The 23,402-nt window shown below is 58.6% G+C and carries 17 protein-coding genes; 12 read left to right on the top strand and 5 right to left on the bottom strand.

The window, feature by feature from the left end; translation table 11 throughout:
• Positions 1–18: 18 nt before the first annotated feature.
• Positions 19–1,602 (top strand): phosphoenolpyruvate carboxykinase, encoded by a 1,584-nt coding sequence (locus tag H7850_RS05825; RefSeq protein WP_227368584.1) that lies wholly within the window; start codon positions 19–21, stop codon positions 1,600–1,602.
• A 151-nt stretch (positions 1,603–1,753) separates the two neighbouring features.
• Complete coding sequence (gene msrB / locus H7850_RS05820) at positions 1,754–2,251, top strand: peptide-methionine (R)-S-oxide reductase MsrB (RefSeq protein WP_227368583.1); 498 nt, start codon at positions 1,754–1,756, stop codon at positions 2,249–2,251.
• A gap of 97 nt (positions 2,252–2,348) precedes the next feature.
• On the opposite strand, the gene H7850_RS05815 is transcribed toward msrB, so the two are convergent.
• Positions 2,349–4,049 carry a methyl-accepting chemotaxis protein gene (locus tag H7850_RS05815; RefSeq protein WP_413614141.1) on the bottom strand — a complete coding sequence of 567 codons (1,701 nt, stop codon included), beginning with the start codon at positions 4,047–4,049 and terminating at the stop codon, positions 2,349–2,351.
• A 252-nt stretch (positions 4,050–4,301) separates the two neighbouring features.
• On the opposite strand from H7850_RS05815, the gene H7850_RS05810 reads away from it, so the two are divergent.
• From H7850_RS05810 to rsd, 4 genes are all read left to right on the top strand, one after another.
• Positions 4,302–6,671, top strand: coding sequence for a Tex family protein (locus H7850_RS05810; RefSeq protein ID WP_227368582.1), 2,370 nt, complete (start codon positions 4,302–4,304; stop codon positions 6,669–6,671).
• Positions 6,672–6,920: 249 nt separating this feature from the next.
• Positions 6,921–8,546, top strand: a complete 1,626-nt coding sequence (gene gshA, locus H7850_RS05805; protein ID WP_227368581.1) for a glutamate--cysteine ligase — start codon at positions 6,921–6,923, stop codon at positions 8,544–8,546.
• A gap of 3 nt (positions 8,547–8,549) precedes the next feature.
• Positions 8,550–9,074, top strand: coding sequence for a disulfide bond formation protein B (locus H7850_RS05800; RefSeq protein WP_227368580.1), 525 nt, complete (start codon positions 8,550–8,552; stop codon positions 9,072–9,074).
• Between the two features lie 172 nt (positions 9,075–9,246).
• The gene (gene rsd / locus H7850_RS05795; RefSeq protein WP_227368579.1) at positions 9,247–9,750 is read left to right on the top strand and encodes a sigma D regulator; all 504 of its coding nucleotides are present in this window, start codon (positions 9,247–9,249) and stop codon (positions 9,748–9,750) included.
• A gap of 125 nt (positions 9,751–9,875) precedes the next feature.
• Here the strand turns inward: rsd and H7850_RS05790 are convergent, their stop codons facing one another.
• The 3 genes from H7850_RS05790 to H7850_RS05780 all read right to left on the bottom strand — a co-directional run bounded on the left by H7850_RS05790 (position 9,876) and on the right by H7850_RS05780 (position 14,835).
• On the bottom strand, positions 9,876–12,959 hold the full coding sequence (locus H7850_RS05790; RefSeq protein ID WP_227368578.1) for an efflux RND transporter permease subunit: 3,084 nt from the start codon (positions 12,957–12,959) through the stop codon (positions 9,876–9,878).
• Positions 12,959–14,047: an efflux RND transporter periplasmic adaptor subunit gene (locus tag H7850_RS05785; protein WP_227368577.1), complete on the bottom strand. Its 1,089-nt coding sequence runs from the start codon at positions 14,045–14,047 to the stop codon at positions 12,959–12,961. Before H7850_RS05785 ends, H7850_RS05790 begins: the two co-directional genes overlap by 1 nt.
• Before the next feature lie 134 nt (positions 14,048–14,181).
• On the bottom strand, positions 14,182–14,835 hold the full coding sequence (locus tag H7850_RS05780) for an HAD family hydrolase (RefSeq protein ID WP_227368576.1): 654 nt from the start codon (positions 14,833–14,835) through the stop codon (positions 14,182–14,184).
• A gap of 189 nt (positions 14,836–15,024) precedes the next feature.
• On the opposite strand from H7850_RS05780, the gene H7850_RS05775 reads away from it, so the two are divergent.
• Both H7850_RS05775 and ptsP read left to right on the top strand, forming a co-directional pair.
• Complete coding sequence (locus H7850_RS05775; protein ID WP_227368575.1) at positions 15,025–15,546, top strand: RNA pyrophosphohydrolase; 522 nt, start codon at positions 15,025–15,027, stop codon at positions 15,544–15,546.
• Positions 15,547–15,576: 30 nt separating this feature from the next.
• Positions 15,577–17,847 carry a phosphoenolpyruvate--protein phosphotransferase gene (gene ptsP, locus H7850_RS05770; protein WP_227368574.1) on the top strand — a complete coding sequence of 757 codons (2,271 nt, stop codon included), beginning with the start codon at positions 15,577–15,579 and terminating at the stop codon, positions 17,845–17,847.
• A gap of 173 nt (positions 17,848–18,020) precedes the next feature.
• Here the strand turns inward: ptsP and H7850_RS05765 are convergent, their stop codons facing one another.
• Positions 18,021–18,818: an NRDE family protein gene (locus H7850_RS05765; protein ID WP_227368573.1), complete on the bottom strand. Its 798-nt coding sequence runs from the start codon at positions 18,816–18,818 to the stop codon at positions 18,021–18,023.
• 125 nt (positions 18,819–18,943) lie between these two features.
• Between H7850_RS05765 and H7850_RS05760 the strand changes: the two genes are divergently transcribed.
• From H7850_RS05760 to H7850_RS05745, 4 genes are read left to right on the top strand one after another with little or no spacing between them, the layout of a single operon-like run.
• A complete protein-coding gene (locus H7850_RS05760; RefSeq protein WP_227368572.1) occupies positions 18,944–21,130 on the top strand; it encodes a response regulator in 2,187 nt (728 codons plus the stop codon).
• A gap of 19 nt (positions 21,131–21,149) precedes the next feature.
• The gene (gene lgt / locus H7850_RS05755; RefSeq protein WP_227368571.1) at positions 21,150–21,977 is read left to right on the top strand and encodes a prolipoprotein diacylglyceryl transferase; all 828 of its coding nucleotides are present in this window, start codon (positions 21,150–21,152) and stop codon (positions 21,975–21,977) included.
• Positions 21,974–22,798, top strand: coding sequence for a thymidylate synthase (locus H7850_RS05750; protein WP_227368570.1), 825 nt, complete (start codon positions 21,974–21,976; stop codon positions 22,796–22,798). Before lgt ends, H7850_RS05750 begins: the two co-directional genes overlap by 4 nt.
• Complete coding sequence (locus tag H7850_RS05745) at positions 22,795–23,346, top strand: dihydrofolate reductase (RefSeq protein WP_227368569.1); 552 nt, start codon at positions 22,795–22,797, stop codon at positions 23,344–23,346. The genes H7850_RS05750 and H7850_RS05745 overlap by 4 nt, the downstream gene beginning before the upstream one ends.
• The last annotated feature ends 56 nt before the right edge of the window (positions 23,347–23,402 follow it).

The following is a 23,402-nucleotide window of genomic DNA, read 5'->3' as shown; positions in this document are numbered from 1 at the left end:
GAAGGCCAAAGACCCACGATGACCACTACTCAAGCAGATCGTCAGATAACGGCCGAGAGTCGCGCCACAGGGAATCACCTCAATTTGAGCGCCGCGGAGCTCATTGAATATGCCGTAATGCGCCAGGAAGGGCATTTGTCGGATAATGGTGCCCTGGTGGTGAGAACCGGTGCCCGCACAGGCCGCTCACCGGCGGATCGCTTCATCGTCGATGAGCCTTCCACGACCGAACTGATCGACTGGGGAAGCGTCAATCGTCCTTTCGATGCCGAGCAGTTCGACGCCTTATGGGAGCGCGTCGAGGACTATCTCGCTGAAAATGAAAGTTTCGAATCCGAACTGCACGTCGGTGCCGACCCCGAGCATTACCTGCCTCTTCGTGTCACTACCGAAACCGCCTGGCACAATCTGTTTGGCCGCATCATGTTCGTGCGTCCCGAAAGCTTCAATCCCAAGGGCAAGAGTGAATGGAGCATCCTCAACGCGCCTCACTTCGTTTGTGACCCTGAGCGGGATGGCACCAATTCGGAAGGGACGGTCATCCTCAATTTTGCCCGGCGCCGCGTATTGATCGCGGGCATGCGCTATGCCGGCGAAATGAAGAAAGCCATGTTCTCGGTACAGAATTTCCTGTTGCCGGAAAAGGACGTGCTGCCGATGCATTGCAGTGCCAATGTGGGCGATGACGGCGAAACCACCTTGTTCTTCGGCCTGTCCGGTACCGGCAAGACCACACTGTCCGCGGATCCGGCGCGCTATCTCATTGGTGACGACGAGCATGGCTGGGGTGAAGGAACGGTGTTCAACATCGAAGGCGGCTGCTATGCCAAGTGCATCGACCTTTCCCGGAAAAATGAGCCGGTCATCTGGGATGCGATCAAGTTTGGCACGGTGCTTGAAAACGTGGTGCTCGACGAACAGCGTCATGCGGACTATGGCGACGATAGCCTGACCCAGAACAGTCGCGCCGCCTATCCTCGCGAGCATATCGAAAAGCGCATCGATGACAACCTCGCCGGCGAGCCCAATGCCATCGTTTTCCTGACCTGTGACATGAGCGGCGTGTTGCCCCCGGTGTCACTGCTGTCCAAGGAAGCCGCCGCCTATCACTTTCTCTCCGGTTACACTGCCAAGGTCGGTTCCACCGAGATGGGCTCCTCCGCAGGGCTCGAGGCTACCTTCTCGACCTGCTTCGGCGCGCCGTTCTTCCCGCGTCCAGCCCGGGAATACGCGGATCTTTTGATCAAGCGTATCGAGAACTTCGGCTCCCGGGTCTATCTGGTCAATACCGGTTGGACCGGCGGCAGTTACGGCCAGGGCGGCAGTCGTTTCAGCATTCCCACGACTCGCGCCATCATCACGGCCATACAGTCCGGGGAGCTCAAGGATGCACAGACCCGGCATATCGAGGGGCTCAATCTGGACGTGCCGGCAGCAGTATCGGGCGTGGATTCGACGCTGCTCGACCCTCGGGATACCTGGCAGGACAATGATGCCTATCAGCAGCAGATGAAGCAGCTGGTCGGCAAGTTCGTCGATAACTTCAAGAAGTTCGAAGGCATCGACGAGGCCATCGTCAAGGCAGGGCCCGCGCTCGACTGATCGAACCTTTTACTCGAGATCGTATCCAAAGGGGAGCCATGATGGCTCCCCTTTGTTTGTGCAGTATTCATGCATCGGCATTTTTCGTGTCGAGCACTCATAAAAAAACATATCGCCGACGCAGGTGATTGAAAGATCAAGGAGTAACGACATGCAGCGACGACATTTTCTTGGCTTGTTGGGTGCCGGCGGGCTGGCAGGGTTGTTGCCAAGCATTGCACGGGCACGCCCTAAGCTGGAACTCAAGCCGGCGGCGGACATTGAGCCACTGAATCTCAGTGAAGAGCAGTGGCGTGAGCGGCTCACGAAAGAGCAGTTCAAAATTTTACGTGAGGCGGGCACCGAGCGGGCGGGTAGCAGCCCACTCAATGATGAAAAGCGCCCAGGCAAGTTCCATTGTGCGGGTTGCGATCTGCCGTTGTTTTCAAGCGAGGCAAAATACGAGTCCGGCACGGGCTGGCCAAGCTTTTACACTCATATCGAAGGTAATCTGGCGACGGAGCTGGATTTTGTCATGTTGTTTCCACGTACCGAGTATCACTGCGCTCGCTGCGGCGGCCATCAAGGCCACGTGTTTGAGGATGGCCCCAAACCCACCGGGCTTCGCTGGTGCAACAACGGCGTGGCGCTGAAGTTCGTTCCCGCTTGATCTTCTGTCCTGTTTTTGACGCCCTCTGACGGCATCAAAAACGACAACGGCCCGATCTAGTCGGGCCGTTGTTGATTGCTTCATTTGAACTCTGGGGTCAGAACTCTTCCCACTCCTCGGCTTGCGCGGTGCTGGGTTTCGTTAATGTTTTCCTGTCGGAGTGAGTCTTTACCACGGGGGCAGGCGGCTTCACCGAGGGTGTCTTCAATGAAGAGGCTGAATCGACGCTCAGATCGTCGCCCAGGCGGAACGAGGCGATCAAGCTATTGAGCCGTTCGGCCTGTTCGCGCATCTCACTGGCGGCGGCATTGCTCTGCTCGACCATGGCGGCATTCTGCTGGGTCATGGCATCGAGTTCGCCGACGGCAGTATTGACCTGGCCGATACCCAGGCTCTGCTCCTTGGTTCCCGCGCTGATCTCACCGATGACATCGGTTACTCGGCGGATGCTTTCCACGATTTCCTGCATGGTCTTTCCGGTACTCTTGACCAGCGCGGCGCCGGACTCGGTGCGAGTCACTGAGGTGTCGATCAATTCCCGAATATTTTTTGAAGCATCGCCGGAGCGGCTGGCGAGGGTACGCACTTCCTGTGCCACAACGGCAAAACCGCGACCATGTTCACCGGCCCGGGCTGCCTCGACGGAGGCATTGAGCGCCAGAATGTTGGTTTGGAACGCGATGCCGTCGATCAGGGTGATGATGTCGTTGATCTGGGCCGCGGAAGCGCTGATTTCATCCATGGTCTTTTCGACCCGTTCCATGGCTTCCCGGCCCTGACGCGCCACATCCGCCGTCGACTGGACGAGTTGGTTGGCCTGCTGGGCCGATTCCGCGGTGTTGTTCACTGTGGAGGTGATTTCTTCCATGGAGGCAGAGGTTTCCTGAAGATTGGATGCCGCCTGCTCGCTACGCGAAGAGAGATCCTGACTGCTCTTGGCAATCTCGTCCGCGGCATGATGCACGCCGTGGGTGCTGGCACGCACGGATTGCAGAGTCTGGTCGATACGCTTGACGAAGACATCGAATTGGCCTGCCAGCTCCCCGATCTCATCCTTGCGCTTGGAGTCGATGCGCGCGGTCAGGTCGCCATCGCCTTCGGCAATCTCCTTGATACGGTGAGTGATCTGCCGAATGGCGCGGGACATCATCAGCGGACCGCCAAGTGCGATGGCCACGGCAATGACGAAAACCAGCAGGGTAAAGACAATAACGGAATACTGCTGGGTCTTGATCTTTGCAAGCGTGGCGGCTTCAAGTTCATCGACTTTTGCCGCCGCCGCCTCACCGCCGGCGTCGTAGACGTCTCGCAGGGCATCGAACGCCTTGATCGCTGGGCCTTCGAGTTGCGTTTCCGCTTCATCTAATCGACCGCTATCGTGCAAAGAGAATACCAGCTCGGCCTGCTGGGTCCATTCCTTGTAAAGGGGTTCGAAAGCGCTCAGCTTTGCCACGATGTCAGGATACCCTGCCAGCAAACGAGCAAAATCCAGCATGCGCTCATAGGCCTGCTCGGCGTTATCCCGATAATCGCCGAGTTGTGTCTGGGCTTTCTCCGTGCCCGATTCTTCGCTCAAGTATTCCAGAGTAGCGACATGGGCCTGATACAGATCGCGGTCCGCATTGAGAATAGCCGAGGTCGCATTGTTGAAAGTGCCGCTGAATTCCGTCATGCGCTCCTTGACGGTACCGACCAGGAAGAGAATGACCGTAATGGCTGCCATTAGAGAGAGGGCCACGCCAATGAAGGCGGCGGCATATTTTACGCTTATCTTGTTCAGGTGTTTTGTCATTTTCATTGTTGTTCAGTGCCGGCAGGTTGGGAGAGGTGTATGAGTTTATTATTCACATAGTTTTCATATCGGCAGGCTCAGTCGTGACTGAAGTGCTGTGCCTTGCAAGAAAACGATTTTTAAACTCTCGGTTTCAGTTAGATGAACAAGCGGGTTGCTCTGCGCCATCGGCGCGCTTTGTGGTACCTTGTCGCCATTTAAAAGCGCCGCCGCCGTATAGGGCGTGCGCGCAAGATTCGTAATGACGTCAGGAACCTCATGGACGCCCAGACCCAGATCATTCAGCGCCTTGCTGAAGAGCTTACAGTTCGCCCGCAACAGGTAGCCGCCGCCGTGGAGCTGCTCGATGGCGGTGCCACCGTGCCTTTCATCTCTCGCTATCGTAAGGAGGTCACCGGCGGCCTCGATGATGGCCAGCTGCGCACTCTGGAAGAGCGGTTGCGCTATCTGCGTGAACTGGAAGAGCGTCGCGAGACGGTGCTTGCCAGCATCGACGAGCAGGGCAAGCTAACCGATGAGTTGTCTAAACAGATTCGCGAGGCGGATACCAAACAGCGTCTGGAAGATCTCTATCTGCCCTACAAGAAGAAGCGTCGTACCAAGGCGCAGATTGCCCGGGAAGCCGGACTCGAGCCCCTGGCGGATGCGCTATTGGCTGACCCTGGCCTCGACCCTCAATCCACCGCACTGAGTTACGTGGACGCCGACAAGGGCGTGGAGGATGCCAAGGCGGCACTGGATGGCGCCAAGCAGATTCTCATGGAGCGCTTTGCCGAGGATGCGGAGTTGGTGGGTCGCTTGCGGGATCGGCTGTGGGACGAGAGCGAGCTCAGCGCTCGGGTGATCGAGGGCAAGCAGCAGGAAGGGGCCAAGTTTTCGGATTACTTCGAGCACGACGAACGCCTGGCCAAGGTGCCGTCCCATCGTGCCCTGGCGATGTTTCGCGGGCGCAACGAAGGCGTGCTTGGGCTTGCGCTCAAGCTCCCCGGCGAAGACGAAGCGGCGATTCATCCCGCCGAGGTTACCATCGCCAAGCATTTCGACATCGATCTCGCTAACGATGGCCAAAGCCGCCCGGGCAATCGCTGGCTGCGGGAAGTGGTGCGCTGGACCTGGCGGGTCAAGCTCTACACCCACCTGGAAACCGAGCTGATGGGGCGACTGCGAGAGCGGGCCGAGCATGACGCCATAAACGTGTTTGCCGCCAACCTCAAGGATCTTCTGCTGGCCGCTCCGGCCGGCCCCAAGTCGACCCTGGCGCTGGATCCGGGGCTACGCACCGGCTGCAAGGTCGCGGTAGTGGACTCGACGGGCCAGTTCCTCGATCACGCCGTCATTTATCCGCATGCGCCGCAGAAGCGCTGGGATGAAGCCCTGGCAACCCTGGCCAGGCTGGTCGAGAAACACGATGTCACGCTTATCGCCATTGGCAACGGTACCGCCAGCCGGGAAACCGACAAGCTGGCCGGAGAGCTGGTCAAGCATTTCGCCGCGGCAAGCAGCTCGCGCAGGCTGGCCAAGGTCATGGTCAGCGAAGCGGGGGCCTCGGTTTACTCCGCTTCCGAGATCGCCGCCCGGGAATTCCCGGAGCTCGATGTCACCATTCGCGGGGCGGTTTCCATCGCCCGCCGTCTGCAGGATCCGCTGGCGGAACTGGTCAAGATCGAGCCCAAGTCCATCGGGGTCGGCCAATATCAGCACGACGTTTCTCAAGTGCAGCTCTCCCGCAGCCTGGAAACCGTGATCGAGGATTGCGTCAATGCCGTCGGCGTCGATCTCAATACCGCCTCGAGTGCGCTGTTGGCCCGGGTTTCAGGGCTCAACCCGGGGCTTGCGGACAACATCGTGGTGCGGCGCAACGCGCAAGGGGCATTTCACAATCGCCGGGAACTGCTCGAGGTGGCGCGTCTGGGGCCGCGTACGTTTGAACAGTGCGCGGGTTTCCTGCGCATCATGCAGGGTGACAACCCCCTGGATGCCAGTGCCGTGCATCCGGAAGCCTATCCGCTGGTGTCGCGTATCGCCGAGCGTGGCGGACGTGAACTGGCGAGTCTGATCGGAGATGGCGCCTATCTCAAGGCGTTGAAACCTTCCGACTTCACCGATGATAAATTCGGTGTGCCCACGGTGACGGATATCCTCAAGGAGCTCGACAAGCCGGGGCGTGATCCACGGCCCGAGTTCCGTGCCGCGGAATTTCGCGAAGGTGTGGAAAAAATCAAGGATCTCGAACCCGGCATGATCCTCGAAGGCACGGTAACCAACGTCACTCACTTTGGCGCCTTCGTCGATGTCGGCGTGCACCAGGATGGACTGGTGCACATCTCGGCGCTTTCCGACACCTTCGTCGAAGATCCGCGCCAGGTGGTCAAGGCGGGTGATATCGTCAAGGTCAAGGTCATGACAGTGGACATCGAGCGCAAGCGAATCGGGCTTTCCATGCGCATGCAGGACCAGCCCGGCGACGCCGGCGAGGCCAAACCTTCCAGAAGCTCGCGGCGTGACAAGGATTCAGGCAAGTCGCGAGGGCAGCCGGCTCACGGAAACAAAGAGCGCGGCGGCGTGTCACAAGCGGGTCAGATGGGCGCCCTGGGTGAGGCGTTGCTCAAGGCGAGAAGCAGGAAATGATGGTCGTTAGGAAAGCGCTGAATAAATCGGCGAACCGGATGAATCGCAAGGCGCACGGAACGCAAAAGGCGAGACATAACTTGGGGTTAGGCGAGTCTTTGAGTACCGCGCAACGCAACGATACGCCGGTGCAGACATGTATTCAGTTTTTCCTTAGGGTTGAAACGGTTTCATCTGCCATCATAATCGAAAGATCATGAAACGCCGGATACTGGGCCGGCCTATCGCCTTCAAAAAGGGGTATTCATCTTGTCCGAGCAACTAGACAATGCTATCGCAGGGCTAAGGGAAGTGGCCCGCCAGGGGCGCATGGGACGTTTGCGCCGTGGCGTCGAAAAGGAAGGGTTGCGTACCGACATGCAGGGCAATATCGTCCAGACTCCGCACCCCGCCGAGTTTGGCTCGAAGCTGACACACCCTTATATCACCACGGATTATTCCGAATCGCTTCTCGAGTACATTACACCGGTACACAGCCGGCCTAGCGATACGCTGTCGTTTCTCGCGGATTTGCATCGCTTCAGCTATCGCCATCTGGAAGACGAACTGATCTGGCCTGCCAGTATGCCTTGTCGTTTGAACGGCAATGACAGCGTGCCCATCGCTGATTACGGCAGTTCCAATTCCGGCAAGATGAAGCACATCTATCGGCGCGGCCTGGATGCTCGCTATGGACGCATCATGCAGTCCATTGCCGGCATCCATTACAATGTCTCGTTACCGGAACAGCTCTGGCCGGTACTCCAGGAAGTGGAAGGCGCTCAGGCCAAACCACTGCAAGCCTATCAGACGGGCCGCTATTTTGATTTGATTCGTAATTTTCGCCGCAATAGCTGGCTGCTGTTGTATCTGTTTGGTGCTTCGCCGGCACTGGATAGAAGCTTTTTCACCGGAGAAGTGCCCGACAAACTGAAAACCCATGGGCGCAATACGCTCTACGCGCCCTATGCCACCAGTCTGCGCATGTCCGATCTGGGCTACCAGAACAAGGTTCAGGCACAGCTCAAGATCTGCTTCAATTCGCTCTCCAACTATGTGGGAACGCTGCGCAGCGCGATCACCACGCCCTGGCCTGCCTATGAGCGAATCGGCGTGGATGACAACGGCAACTGGCGTCAACTCAATTCCAACATCCTGCAGATCGAGAACGAATATTACAGCGATATTCGTCCCAAGCGGATCACGGGGCAGGGTGAGACGCCGGCCCAGGCGCTCGAGGCGCGCGGTGTGGAATATGTCGAAGTGCGCTGTCTGGATCTCAATCCGTTTCTTGCCCTCGGTATCGATGAGACGCAGATGCGCTTCCTGGATACCTTCCTAATGTGGTGTCTACTTTCCGAGGCGCCCTGGATTTCCGATGAAGAGTGCGATCATCTCGATGACAATCGGGGGCTGGTGACAGCTAAAGGACGCGATCCATCCCTGTGCCTGTCGATCGACAAGCAGGAGCGCGGGCTCGCTGATCGTGCCGAGGAAATTTTCGCCGGCCTTTACAAGGTAGCGGAGTTGCTCGACATCAACGAGAAGGAGCAGCCTCATCGCGATGCGATCAAGGCGTTGGCGCCTCGTTTGAGTAGGCCCGAGACGACCCCCTCCGGCCGCCTGCTTGCTGTGCTCGAAGAGAGCGGCAACGAGTTCGTCGACTATGTCGCCGAGCTTGCGCGTTCCCAGGCGGAGGAGCTGCGCAACGAGCCCATGGATCGTGCTCACGAGGCCTTGTTTACTCAGCTCACCGAGACGTCCTGTCAGCAGCAGCGCGACATCGAGGCAGCGGACACCGATCCCTTCGATGACTTCATTGCCGGCTATTTCGCCCAAGCACGGGAATCCATGGCGGCCTCAAGCCGCGATGACGCCCAGATCGGAAGTCGATAGCCCATGCGTCTTGATTACAACCTTCGCCAATGGAGCCTTGCGGGCCTGGCCTTCTGTGCGCTGATGATGGGTGTCGCCCTTGCCCTGCAATATGTGGTGGGGCTAACGCCTTGCCCGCTGTGCATTCTGCAACGCATTGCCGTACTTTCCGCAGCCCTTGTGTTTCTGGTGGCGGCTATTCATAACCCCCGAGGCAAGGGGGGAGTCGTCTATGGCGTACTGGGCCTGGTCGCCGCGGGAGCGGGCGCGGTAGTCGCCGGGCGTCATGTCTGGTTGCAGTCGTTACCCCCGAGCGAGGTGCCGAGCTGCGGCCCAGGGCTCGATTACATGATGGAAATATTGCCGTTATGGGATGTGCTTTCCCGTATTCTCTCCGGGTCCGGCGAGTGCGCCGAAATCGATGGCCTATGGTGGGGACTGACCTTGCCTCAATGGACATTGATCGGGTTCCTTTGCCTGGCACTCATTCCCTTGGCAATGAGTGTGCAAAGTCTTCTGAGCTCAGGCGGTGCTAAAAAGATTTCCTGAGGGGGTATGACGTGCTGATCGGTAAATTAACGAACAGTGCTTCATAGTTATTACTTACTTCAGATCCAACAAGCAGTTGACATCTTTTTCCATGGATAGGATTGACACCCGCAACGCTTGGGGTGACGCTGGGAGTCCGCAGGCGACAGGCTCATCAAGGGAGGGACTGCCCATGCTGGAAAACTGCAGAACCGCGCAGGAGCGTTGGGGAGGCGTACACCAGATGATCGATAGCTGGTTCGAGGCGCGTCGAGAAATGCTGGTCGCGTTCATGGATCTGAAAGAGGCTTGTGACATCGATCCCGAGTCGGTGACCAAGGCGCGTATCGATCATTTCAGCGAATTGCTGATGGATTATATCAGCGCCGGGCACTTTGAAATTTACCCACAGCTGCGTCAGGAAGCTGAGGACTTCAGCGATCAACAGGCGTTATCCGTGGCGGACAAACTGCTCGAGCGTCTCGAGATGTCCACGCAGCTGGTATTGGACTTCGATCAGGATTACTCGACGCCCACCCGTTGTCAGCACTATCTCTTTCGCTTGCCAGCCTGGCTCGAACGCCTGGGCCGTGGCCTGACGGAGCGTTTTACTTTGGAAGATCAGCTGATCGGACGGCTGCATGCCTCGCATTCGCCTCCGCCTACTCCCCAGGCAGTGCCCGACGCCACGCTGTAAGTCATCCACGGTGCGACGCGGTAAACGTCCTTCGTCCAAACCATACATGCCTCGCCACTGCCAGCGAGGCATTTTTCCGTGCATGGAGTCTTGCGAACTCGCGCTGACAGGCAATCGGTTCGAACTCAGCGGTTACGCACTGTCTTAATATGTTGCGCCACTTTTTCGCTGGTCCGTGCGCCCAGTAACAACATGCAGGGCGTCAACAGTAGCGTCAGTCCCGTCGCAAATCCCAGCCCACCCGCGATGGCGCTGGAAAGCTGTGTCCACCACTGGGTCGAAGGCGCCCCCCAGCCCAGGCTTGGTGCCAGCAGATCCACGTTGACGCCCAATACCATGGGCATCAGCCCCAGAATGGTGGTGATCGCCGTGAGCAGTACCGGACGCAGGCGTTGGCTACCGGCTTCCAGAGCCGCTTCATGCGCGGATAGACCTTCATCGCGGAACTGATTGTAGGTGTCGATCAACACGATATTGTTGTTCACCACGATGCCAGCCAGGGCAATGATGCCCATGCCAACCATGACGATGCCAAAGGGTTGCGCATTGAGCAGCAGGCCAAGCAGTACACCGCCGGTCGAGAAGACGATGGCCGACAGCACCAGGAAGGCCTGATAAAGACTGTTGAACTGGGTCACCATGATGATCAGCATCAGGAAGATGGCGATACCGAAAGCGAAACCTAGGAACTGGCTGGTTTCCGCCTGATCTTCCTGTTCGCCGGCAAAACCGATGCTTACGCCCGCGGGCAAGTTCTCCAGGGTATCGCTCAAGGCTTTCAATCGCTCATCGACTTGACGCCCAGCCTCGACATCCGCTTCCAGCGTGATTGTGCGTTGCCCATCGACCCGGTGCAGGGTGCCTACCTTGGGTGCAGGCTCCAGGCGCACAAAATGGCTGATCGGGACTTGGCCCCTGGCCGTGTTGATAGTCAGGCGTTCGAGTTGATCGAGGCTGCGCTTGGCACCGGGCAGGCGAACGCGAATGTCCACCTCGTCGTTGGCATCCTGGGGGCGATAGGTTGCAAGCTGCAGCCCGTTGGTTACCAGCTGCACGGCACTGCCGATAGTCGAGACATCCGCATCGAAACGCGCTGCCGCTTCGCGATCGACCTGCAGGCGCCATTCAACGCCGGGCAGGCTGCGGTTGTCCTCCACGGCGCGAAAGCCGCCCAGGCGTTGCATGGCACTGCGAAGCTTCTCCACGGCGCGTTCGGCCAGGGCGGGGTCGGTCGCGCCGATTTCGATCTGGATCGGCTTGCCGCTGGTAGGTCCTTGTTCCTGCTCCCGAGTTTCCAGACGAATGCCCGGAATGTCTCGCGTGCGTTCCAGCATATCGGCGAGAATCTCGGTAGCGGGCCGCCGCTCATGCCAGTCGATGAGCTGGAAGGAGAGTTGGCCGATGACGTCTTCGCCTATTTCCCGGTCAGGGTTGGCGTAGGAGCGCGCATAAAGCGACTCTACCTCGCTCATGCCCTGTAACCGTGCTTCCACGCGTCGTACCACCGCATCCTTCTCTTCGACGGAAAGATCGCCTCGGGCATGTATCAGCAATTGAGCGCTATCGGGTTCCACCGAGGGAAAGAACTCTACTCCATGGTTGAAGCGTGCATAGCCTGCGTAGAGCAGGGCAATCACGACCAGAGCGCCGATCAAGGTCCAAGCCGGATGCTGTAGCAGGCGCAGCAAGATCCGGCGATACAAACGTCCGCCTCTACTTACGTGCTTTTTATCAAGATGCTGACTGGAACTGAACAGATTGCCCAGAGTGGGCATGAATACCAACGCCATGGCCAGGGAGGCCAGCAAGCACAGGATCACCGTTGCCGGCAGATATTTCATGAATTCGCCAACCACCCCGGGCCAGAACAGCAGCGGCAGGAAGACCACCAGGGTCGTGGAGGTGGAGGTGATGACCGGCCAGGCCATGCGGCTGGCGGCACCGGCCCAGGCATCATGAGGTGAGCGCCCTTCGGCGAAGTAACGATCCGCTTGTTCGCCCACGACGATGGCGCCATCCACCAGCATGCCGGCGACTAGAATGAGGGCGAACAGCACGACGATATTGAGGGTGTAGCCCACTGTCCAGATCAGCAGGATGCCGGTAAGAAAGGCACCGGGAATGGTCATGCCGATCAATAGCGCAGCGCGGGGGCCCATGGTGGCTAAGATCACGATCAGCACCAGGACGACGGCGGCGAGTACGTTGTTCAGAAGCTCGCTGAGCATGTCCTCGACGTCTGTCGATTGATCCATGATCACTTCCACCTCCAACGTTTCGGGCAACAAAGGCTCGGCTTGATCGAGGAGCGCCTTGACCTCGTCGATGGTGGCGATGATATTGGCGCCGGTGCGCTTGGAAATTTCCAGCACCACAGCGGGCTGACCGTCGATGCGCGCATAGCCGTCCGGATCCTTGAAGGTGCGCTGAATGAGGGCGACCTCACCGAAGGTGATCACGCGATCGCCCTCGACCTTGACCGGAGTGTTCATGACATCCTGGATATTCTCGATGACGCCGGGCACCTTGATCGACAGGCGTCCCGCGCCATTATCCAGACTCCCTGCGGCAACCAGTCGATTGTTGCGCGACACCAGGTTGAACAGGGTGTCGAAATTGACGCCATAGCTATCGAGTACCAGGGGGTCCACCACGATCTCCATGAGATCCTCGCGCTCTCCGGCGATTTCCGCCTCGAGCACGCTGGGGATGCCTTCGATTCTTTCCTGAAGCTCCCGAGCCACCCGCATCAGCTCGCCGGGAGAAAGCGGCCCGGAAAGGCCCACGGACATGACCGGGAAGAGACTGACGTTGACTTCCAGAACCCGCGGTTCCTCGGCTTCATCCGGCAGTGAGCTGCGCGCGATATCGACGCGCTCCCGCACGTCCGCCAATGCCTGGCGGGAATCGAAGCCGGCATCGAACTCCAGGGTGATCGAGGAAATGCTTTCACTGGACTGAGAGGTCATCTTCTTGACCCCTTCGATGGTGCGCAGCTCCTGCTCCATGGGGCGTACCAGCAAGCGTTCGCCATCTTCCGGGCTGACGCCTTCAAGCACCAATGAGACGTAGATCATCGGGATGGCAACGTCAGGATTGGATTCCTTGGGGATGGCTTGATAGGCCATGAGCCCCGCTAATACCAGGAACAGCAATAGCAGCAAAGTGGTGCGGCTACGATTCAGCGCAGCATGAATCAGCGTGCGCATCAGGAGGCCTGCTTGGGATCGGTGGGCACGGGCTCGACCTTTTCACCGATGTCGACATAGCCGCCTCCCAAGGTAATCAGCCGCACCGTCTCGGGTAGCCCCGTGACCCAGGTTTGAACCGCATCGGCGGTAAGCAGCGATACCGAGGCAAAACGAATCCTGTCGTCATCGTCCAGGTATTTGACCCCTAGGTGCCCCTCGTCGTCGAGAACCAGCAGCGCCGGCGACAGGGCGTGGGCCTTGCGAGCGGGCAATGCAATATCGAGGGTGGCGCTAGCGCCGGCGATACGCAAGCGTTCGGGATTGGCCAGGTTTGCTTCCAGGGCATAGCTGCGCGTTGCGCTGTCTGCGCTGCTGGCGATATAGCTGAGTTCGCCCTGGAGTTGATCGCCGCTCAGTAGCGTTGCGGTGACCGGTAAACCGGGATGCAGCGCCGGGGCGCGTCGCTGAGGGGCCTGACCGGTGGCGAGCAGTCGTTCGATCTCGACCAGTTTGCCGATATCCTCGCCGGCCTGGACGAAATCGCCCACCTCGATGTCGAGACGGTTGAGCACACCCGGGAAAGGCGCCTTGAAGCTGGCGTCGATCCGAAGCTGGCGCAGCCTGGCGAGTTCCGCCCGGGCCTGGGCCACGTCGCTTTCCAGGCTCAGCACATCGTTGCTGGAAATCAGGTTCTTGCCTTGGAGGCGCCGCCCGCCCTTGAGTTCCGAAAGCGCCAGTTCGAGAGCAGCTTCGGCCTGTGTCTGGAGTTCGGGCAGGTCCTCTTCATCGAGCTGCAGCAAAATATCGCCTGCCTCGACCCGATCGCCCTGGGCGTGGGGCAGGGCAGACACGCTACCGGCACGGCGGGGGCGCAGAACGACGTCGCGCCTGGGTTCGAGCTGACCTTGCAGGGTTAGCGTCGGTACGTGCTGCTGTGCATGGGAGGTTTTTACCTCCACCCGCGTCAGGCTCGGTTCCTGGGGTGTATCGCTTGCGGGCGGTTCGGCACGAAAGTGCTGCACATCGCCAAAGATCAGCCAGACCAGAAGGGCAATACCCAGCAGCAAGGCAAGAGGTGCAGATAAAGAAGCAAATCTAAGACGCATCAAACCATCCAATAACAGGCAGACAGGAACAGACGAACGAGAGAAATGAGTCGCTTTTGAGCGGGGAAATCGAAACAGGTTCCACGGCGTATCGTTTGCCTTGTCAAATAGAGGGGGCGGAGCGAACTGCTCCGTCAGCGTAGACTGATAATGCGCCAGCCACGCTGCAGGGCAACATCGCGCAGCTTCTCGTCTGGATCGACGGCCACCGGATTGTCGATTTTTTCCAATAACGGTATGTCGTTATGGGAGTCGCTGTAGAACCAGGCGTCGTCCAGGGTAGCGCTGTGTCCGACCAGCCACTCTTCGAGACGCAGAACCTTGCCTGCCTGAAAGCTGGGCGTACCGCTGACACGCCCGGTATAGCGATCGTCGATGATCTCGGGCTCGACGGCGATCAGATCATCCACGCCAAGCCGATGGGCAATCGGCGCGGTAATGAAGCGATTGGTGGCGGTGATGATCAGCAGGGTATCGCCCTGGGCGCGATGCTCGGCCAGCAGTTCCTCTCCCTTCACGAGAATATGTGGCTCGATCTTGCTGATCATGAACTGCTGGTGCCAGGCGGCCAGTTGCTCCGGCGAGTTCTCCATCAGCGGCTTGAGTGCCAGCGCCAGGTAGTCGTGGATGTCCAGAGTGCCGTCCTGGTACTGCTGATGGAAGCGCTCGTTCATCTCCCGGTAATGTACCGGGTCGACAGCGCCCTGCTCGACCAGGAATTCCCCCCAGGCATGATCGCTATCCGTTGCCAGCAGTGTATTGTCCAGATCGAAGATGGCAAGACTCAAGACGTACTCCTTGATGACCTGTAGGTACTACAAAATGTAAGCAATTATTGCAGAACCGGCAGGGCATTCACACCAAGGAATTAATGCCCTTATTGACGCTTTTTCAGACTTTAAAAAAGCGCAGACATTTATTCAGTGTTTTCTTTGTGGAAGAATGGTTCCAACTATAGATTCAAGAAGGTGAAGCCCGTGATCGACGCCGACGGCTTTCGCCCCAACGTTGGCATCATCATCGTCAACCGTGAGGGTCAGCTGCTTTGGGCGCGTCGGGTAGGACAGAACGCATGGCAATTTCCTCAGGGAGGCATAAAGTCCGACGAGACTCCACAGCAGGCGCTCTATCGTGAGCTCGAAGAAGAGATCGGCCTGACTCCGGCCGATGTCGATGTTCTGGCCTGCACCCGAGGATGGCTACGTTACCGTCTGCCCCGGCGCATGGTACGCACACAATCGCGGCCGATATGCATCGGCCAGAAGCAAAAGTGGTTTTTGCTTCAGATACGCTGTCTCGACAGCAGAATATGTATGGATATGACGCCCAAGCCAGAGTTCGATGGCTGGCGCTGGGTGAGTTACTGGTACCCCTTGGGTCAGGTGGTGCCCTTCAAGCGTGAAGTGTATCGGCGCGCCTTGCGCGAACTGGCGCCCCGGGTGCAACACCTGGCACGAGAAGGCGATGCGTTGCTGCTGCCTCCTCATGACCAGCGCTGAGATTCCTTTCTCATTATAAGAAGAATGCCCATGCTCGATGTTCTACGTCGTATCGTTCAGGAGGTCAATGAAGCGCGTAGCCTGGAGGCTGCGCTGGCCACCGTCGTGCGGCGTGTGCGTAAGGCCATGCATACCGATGTCTGCTCCATCTATCTGTTCGACCCGATGCGCGAGCGCCTGGTGCTCAAGGACACCATCGGTTTGCGCACCCAGTCGATTGGTCTGGTGGCACTGTGCCTGGGGGAAGGGCTGGTAGGGCTTGTCGCCGAGCGGGAGGAGACTCTCAATCTCGAGGATGCGCCGGCCCATTCCCATTTCCGTTATTTCAAGGAGACTGGCGAAGAACGCTTCTCCAGTTTCCTTGGCGTGCCCATCATTCACCAGCGACGCATGCTTGGCGTCCTGGTGGTCCAGCAGCAGGAAAAGCGCCGCTACGATGAAGGTGACGAGGCCTTTCTGATTACCATGGCGGCGCAGCTTGCCGGTGTACTGGCCCATGCCATCGCCACCGGGGCACTCAATCAACCCACCCGCGCCGATGGCATGGCGATGTTCAAAGGGATTGCTGCCTCGCCTGGCATCGTCATTGGCGAAGCGCTGGTCATCGCGCCTTTGGCGGACCTGGACAGCGTGCCGGATCTAATCCCTACCAACACTGAGAGCGAAATCCGGCGATTGCGGGAGGCCATCGATCGGGTGCGTGGTGAGATGCGCCGCACAGGAGAGCGTCTGGCCAACCGTATCTCCGTCCAGGAACTGGCGTTGTTCGATGCCTATGAGCAGATGCTCGCCGATGCGGCGCTAGGCCAGGAGGTGGAAAAGCGCATTCTCGAAGGCCAGTGGGCGCCTGGGGCGCTGGCGGACGTGGTACGGCGCCATGTGCACTATCTGGAGCGCGTGGATGACGACTATCTGCGCGAGCGCTCAGCGGATATCCGCGATCTGGGCCGGCGGATATTGACGCATCTACAAGAAGAAAGCCCGCGTACCATCAACACCATTCCACCGCATTGCATCCTTGTCGCCGATGAGATCAGCGTGACCATGCTGGGTGAAGTACCTCGAGAAAAGCTCGCGGGCCTGGTGTCGATCAGCGGTTCTAGCACCTCCCATGTGGCGATTCTGGCGCGGGCCATGGGCATCCCGACCGTTCTGGGCATGGTCGATCTGCCCCTGCAGCGCTTGAATGGTGCGCCGATGATTCTTGACGGTCACCGTGGACGTCTGTTCGTTCGACCGGATACCGAGCTGATCAGCCACTATCAAGAGCAGATCGCCGAGGAGCGGGCCCTGGCGGAAACGCTTGAACACGAGCAGCACCTGCCCAGCGAAACGCCGGATGGTCACGCCATGGCATTGATGGTCAATACCGGTCTGACCCTCGATGCGGTGGCACAGCTCAAGCCGCGCATCGCTGGCGTGGGGCTGTACCGCACTGAAATGCCGTTCATGATTACCGAGCGTTTTCCCAGCGAACAGGAGCAGGAGCGGCTGTACCGTGAGCAGCTGAAAGGCTTTGCTCCCTTGCCGGTGACCATGCGGACCCTGGATATCGGGGGCGACAAGGATCTACCCTATTTTCCCATTCAGGAAGCCAATCCTTTTCTCGGCTGGCGCGGTGTCCGCGTGACCCTGGATCACCCCGAAGTGCTGATCGTGCAGTTGCGCGCCATGCTGCGGGCCTCCGTGGGCTACGACAATCTGCATATCCTGCTGCCCATGATCACCAATGTCGATGAGGTCGACGCGGCCTTGCGGCTGCTCGAGCGTGCTCAGGTCGAGCTGGGAGAGGAGGGGCTGGCCATCGCGACGCCCCGGGTCGGGGTGATGCTGGAGGTGCCGGCCACGCTTTACCAGCTCGATGCCTTGGCGGCGCGGGTCGATTTCTTTTCGGTGGGCAGCAACGACTTGACCCAGTATCTGTTGGCGGTGGACCGTAACAATCCGCGAGTCGCAGAGCTTTACGACGCCTGTCATCCAGCGGTGCTTGCCGCTCTGGTACGCCTGGCCAAGGAAGCCGAGCAGCTTGAAATGCCGACCTCGGTATGCGGGGAGTTGGCCAGCGACCCTGGGGGTGCGCTGTTGCTGATGGGCATGGGATTCAAGGTGCTCTCCATGAATGCGCCTAGTCTGCCCAAGGTACGTGCCGCGATTCGCCGTGTGAGCTTGGCCCAGGCACGAACCCTGGTCGAGGAAGTTCTGAGTTTGCCTACACTGATGGCAGTTCGCGGCCATCTCATGATGCGTTTTGAAGAGTGGGGGTTGGCGCATTTGCTGCCGCCCAAGGATTATCAGAAGTGAATCACTAATAAATGCCTGCTCGGACGAATCGCTGCGTTACGCGGTACTCGAAGGCTCGCCTAACCCCCATGTTATGTCTCGCCTTCTGTGTTCCGGGCGCCTTGCGCTTCATTCCGCTCGGCTATTTATTCAGCGATTTTTAAGTAATTTCGTAGGGGCTATTCTAATGCCTGCTACTTAGTGGGCAGGGTCGGCATCTCCTGTCGATATTGCCGCTCATCGAAAAGTTGACCGCAAGGCCCAAACGAACGCTCACCGATGGTCAGGTTGCCATCCGCCTGCCAGTTTACCCAGGTGCTGGCTCGGGTGCCGTATTCCTCACCGACGATGAAAGGCGCCGAAAGAAAGCGCTCCAGGGCCAGGTCCACGCCGGTAGCTGGAAGGCGAGCATCCTCGGCAGGGCGCTCGTCGGACAGCAGCGACCAGGCCTTGGCGGCGAAGGCCGTCTCATCCAGGTTTTCAGATGCCATCTCGGCAAACTCTGCGCGCGTACTTAGCAGTTTTGGCCAAGGGGTGTCGAGGCTGGCATTGGACAGGCCGTGCACCCCCGGTAAGATTTTCTCGAGGCCGGTGCCCGAAGGCCCGTGATGCAGATGCCACAGCCCTTCGCCATCGCTTGCCAGTAGATTGAACCCCGCATAGCGGTGCGCCTGATTCCGAGTCAGCTCTACAAGCCAGTTCTCAAGCGAGTCGCATTCCAGTGCCTGATGTACCAGCTCGCCTCTGCTGGCCGCGTTTATCGGTGCTTCGAACCGAGGCGCACGGACATTGGTCACGGCAGCCAGACGACCGCGATTATGGGCCGCCAGCCAGGTGCCTCCGGCGCGCAGATCACGACCGCCCAGAATCTCGGGTGCCTCTTCCCATCGCTGCAGTGCGGCGGTAGGGCGGGCATGAAACTCGTCACGATTGGCGGCCATCCGCAATGGCACTCGAGTGCCGGGCTGCCAGTCAAATACGATCAAGCACATCGGGGTCTCCGCTCATTTGAGAAGTGCCATGGTGACCAATTACCGAAACGAGTAGACTCGCTCCTTTGTTGGGGACAGATGACACGATGCCAAAGGCTTCAGCAGAAAGGAACAGTCGGAACTTTTTGCGTCAGCGCCTGGTGCGCGCTGCGTTACCTCTGCTGGTGGCCGAAATTTGTTTTTCCCTCATGTGCATGGGGGTCGGTCTGTGGCTATGGCGTGATATCGACCAGCGTCTTGATCAAGCGCATCAGCGTAGCCTGCTTCAAACTCAGCAGCAGCAGGCAAGATTGATCGAGCAGCGACTGATCGATCAGCAGCGTCACCTGCGTCAGCTTGGGCGTTCGGTACGTCGTGCCTTGAATACGGTCGTGGCACCAGGCAACGTTATCACGCCAGTTCAAGTCGATGTGCCTTATCATTTGGCGCCAGGCGATACGATGGTGCTTTTCGGCGAAGCCCTGAAGCCTGAAGAAAAGAACCTGGCGACACTGCTTCCCAAGCTCTATCTGCTCGAACCCTTGCTGGATGATCTATACCAGAGCGATACGTTGATCAAGCGCCTGGCCGTGCGCCTGCCCCAGGGGCTTGTTGCCATGGTCCCGGCAAGTGCGGCGCCGGCAGACATCGGTGAACTAAGCTTATCCCTTCCGCAGCTCACTCCATCCGGTGACAACAACAATTCTGCGCTTCACTGGCATGTCATGAATCAAGCGTCGTCGGATGACATACTGCTTGACGCTCATTACGATCTCACCGACGTCCAGGGCGAAACACTGGCGTGCCTGTGGCTGGAGCTTGACTCTCGCCATTTTGCCCGGCTCATACAAGAGTATGTTGGGTACGGTGTCCAGACGTGGCTAATCGATGATCAGGGTCAGGGGCTACTGGGATCGGTGCCAGTCGACCTTCCGGACGGCGCAGGGCGCCGCGGCGTTATCACGTTGACCGACGAGCGGTTGCCCGAAAACAAGCGAGCGCCGGCACAGCTGGTCTGGACGGTCTTGTCTACCAACGGTTGGCGTCTGGTCAGCTTGCAGCACTCCAGCCCTGCTGTCGGTGCAAAGGGGTATGGGTTTTTATGGCTCGGCATAGCCTGGTTCCTGGGAAGCCTGCTTCTTTTAGGTGCGCTGTACGTCGTGTTGAACCGAATGACCCGCAACTGGGAACAAGCGCTGCAAACACCAGTCGAAAGCGTCGTAGGGCTCAGGCAGTGGGTTGAAAGCTGGAAGGCTGCTCAGTGGCAGGCTCAGCCTGCCGCACCCCGCCCAACCATCATGCCCCGTACAACCACGTTAGAAGCGACCGATGGGCTTCAGGCCGAGCTTGTTCGAGAGCTTGGCCGACTCGAATCGTCCCTGGAAGCCCTCAAGCGTCAGCCCCAGTTGCTCGATATGCTCGAGGCGCTGGAGTTGCCCGCGGCGCTGACAGTTGACGATATGCTGATAGCCGCCAACCCCGCTTTCGAAAAACTCATAGGTCATTCTCAGCGTGAGTTACAGGGACTTCACGAATCGCTGTTTGCTATCGAGAGTAAAGAGGGCGGTGATCGTGTCAGAGTCAAGGGAGGCGATGACAACTGGCGAATCATGCATCGCTATAAAAGCGATGATGAGTATGGCAATACATTGATGTTGCTGGTCGACGAGACCGAGTCCCGACATCAGGTGCGGCAGCTCTCTCTGGCCTGCGAGCTTGCGCGCCAGGAATCACGGCTCAAGTCGCATTACCTGACGCTGCTGCAGCGTGAGTTGAAGTTGCTGTCGGAAGAGCTTGGCAAGCGCACCGAGCCTGATATTGGGTTGCACGAGCAGGGCTCGAAAATGGTCGAGCTGCTCGATAAGTTGAATGAGAACGGCGACGTGGATATGCCAGATCGGGTCCAGCGAGATTCCCTGGGCCTGGCGCTACAAGAAACGCGTTCCGTGCGTATTCTGATTGTCGACGATGGCCCGGTGAACAGCATGCTGGCGCGAGATGTGCTTTCGCGTCATGGGCTTGCAGTGGATATGGCCGGTGGAGGCAAGGAGGCGCTTGCGCTTGCGCAACGGCATTTTTACGATCTTGTATTCATGGATATTTTCATGCCGGTACCAGATGGTATTGAAACGAGCATTCGCTGGCGCGAAGAGGAAAGTTTGAGCCAGGATGCGCGGCGTAGCGTGCTGATAGCATTGACCGCCAATGCCAGCGAGCGTGATCGAGAGCGCTTTTTTGCCGCCGGCATGGATGATTATGTCGCTAAACCCTATCGGCCCCAGACGCTAATCGATATGATTCGGCGCTGGTTGCCAGATGTCGATATTGCCTGATTCCCAGCTTGAGATTGCCATGCTTGAATACCCACAGATAGACCCCGTTGCCATCGCCATAGGCCCACTGAAGATTCATTGGTATGGGCTGATGTATGTCGTCGGTTTCATCGGCGCCTGGTGGCTGGGGCGCTTACGCGCTGATCGTGTCGGCCTCAATCACGACGATATTGGCGACATGCTGTTTTATGGCGCCCTTGGCGTCGTGTTGGGCGGCCGTATCGGTTATGCGCTGTTCTATGGCTTCGATCGGCTGCTGGAAAATCCGCTTTGGCTGTTTCAGCTCTGGGATGGCGGCATGAGCTTCCATGGCGGTTTGATCGGCGTGCTCATCGCCGCCTGGCTGTTTGCCCGCAAGCACCGGCTGGCCTTTTTCCAATTGACCGATTTCATTGCCCCCCTGGTACCCATCGGGTTGGGAGCAGGGCGAATCGGTAATTTCCTCAATGCGGAGCTGCCCGGTCGCGTGAGTAGCCTGCCCTGGGCCATTCCGTTTCCCGGTATGGGTCCCGAACCCCGGCACCCTTCATCGCTCTACGAATTCTTGCTGGAAGGCGTGGTGTTGTTCGCCATCTTGTGGTGGGTATCGCGCCTTCCGCGTCATAGAGGTATGATTTCCGGTCTGTTTCTCGTGCTCTATGGGGTATTTCGTTTTGCGGTGGAATTCGTGCGACTACCGGACCCGCAGCTGGGCTTCATCGCCTTCGGTTGGTTGACCATGGGCATGTTGCTGACACTGCCGATGATTGCTGCCGGCCTGGGGCTGATCGCCTGGTCTCGTCGACAGCCGATAGATGGTATCGTCGCGGCAGAGGCCACCCAATCCAAGCAAACCAAACGATCATGACTGATGCTCTCGAACACACCGCCCTCGAACAGCCGTATCTCGACCTGATACGACACGTGCTCGACGGCGGTGTCGAAAAATCCGACCGTACCGGGGTCGGCACCAGAAGTATCTTCGGCCATCAGATGCGCTTCGATCTGAGCCGAGGGTTCCCGCTCGTCACCACGAAAAAGCTGCATCTGCGTTCGATCATTCATGAGCTGCTGTGGTTCCTGCAGGGCGACACCAACATTGCCTACCTCAAGCAGCATGGAGTGCGCATCTGGGATGAATGGGCGAATGAAGCGGGGGACCTAGGCCCGGTCTACGGCTACCAATGGCGTAGCTGGCCGCATCCCGATGGGGGACATGTCGACCAGATTGCCAATGTCGTCGAGCAGATCAAGCGCAATCCGGATTCGCGCCGCCTTATCGTCTCCGCCTGGAACCCAGCGTTGATCGATGACATGGCGCTGCCACCTTGTCACGCCCTTTTTCAATTCTATGTTGCCGACGGCCGGCTCTCTTGCCAGCTCTACCAGCGCAGCGCGGACATTTTTCTTGGCGTGCCCTTCAACATTGCAAGCTATGCGCTGTTGACTCGGATGATCGCGCAAGCCTGCGATCTGGCCCCTGGGGAGTTCATTCATACCCTGGGCGATGCGCACCTTTATGAAAACCATCTCGAACAGGCCGAACTGCAGTTGTCCCGCGCCCCTCATGCAGCGCCTCAACTGACGCTCAATCCCAAGGTCAAGGATCTATTCGCCTTTCGCTTCGAGGATATTGCGATCCAGAATTATGCGCCTCACCCCCATATCAAGGCCGAGGTCGCGGTATGAACCCCTCCCAGGAAGCGCCCCGGATCGCAGTCGTGATGGTCGCTGCCCTTACCCGCAACGGGGTGATCGGTATCGATAATCAGCTGCCCTGGCACTTGCCGGAAGACCTCAAGTTCTTCAAGCGCACCACCATGGGCAAGCCATTGATCATGGGGCGCAAGACCTTCGACTCCATCGGCAGGCCGCTTCCGGGCCGTCTCAACATCGTGGTGACGCGTGACACGACCTTTGCTCCAGAAGGCGTGCAGGTATGTCATGATCTGGCGCAAGCGCTGTCAGTCGCGGAGCAGCAGGCGCGAAATGACGACGCCAAGGAGATTGCCGTTATCGGTGGTGGTGAGATATTCACCCAGGCAATGCCCTACACGTCACGGCTTTACCTTACCGAGATCGATACCATCGTCACTGGTGATACCTACTTCCCCCCGCTGAACAAGGATCAGTGGCGAGAAGTCGAACGTACCCCGGCGACCACAAACGATGGAAACGATACCCGGCATTCAGCGTCATGTCCGAACTATGCGTTTGTCGTCTACGAACGCTGCTGACCACACGGATTTGACATTATCGTCGTTCAACGCTGGTATTGGTCAAAATAAATCGA

The organism is Halomonas sp. M20 (assembly GCF_020622265.1).
GTDB lineage: Bacteria > Pseudomonadota > Gammaproteobacteria > Pseudomonadales > Halomonadaceae > Modicisalibacter.
This window is presented reverse-complemented; position numbering and strand designations above follow the sequence as displayed.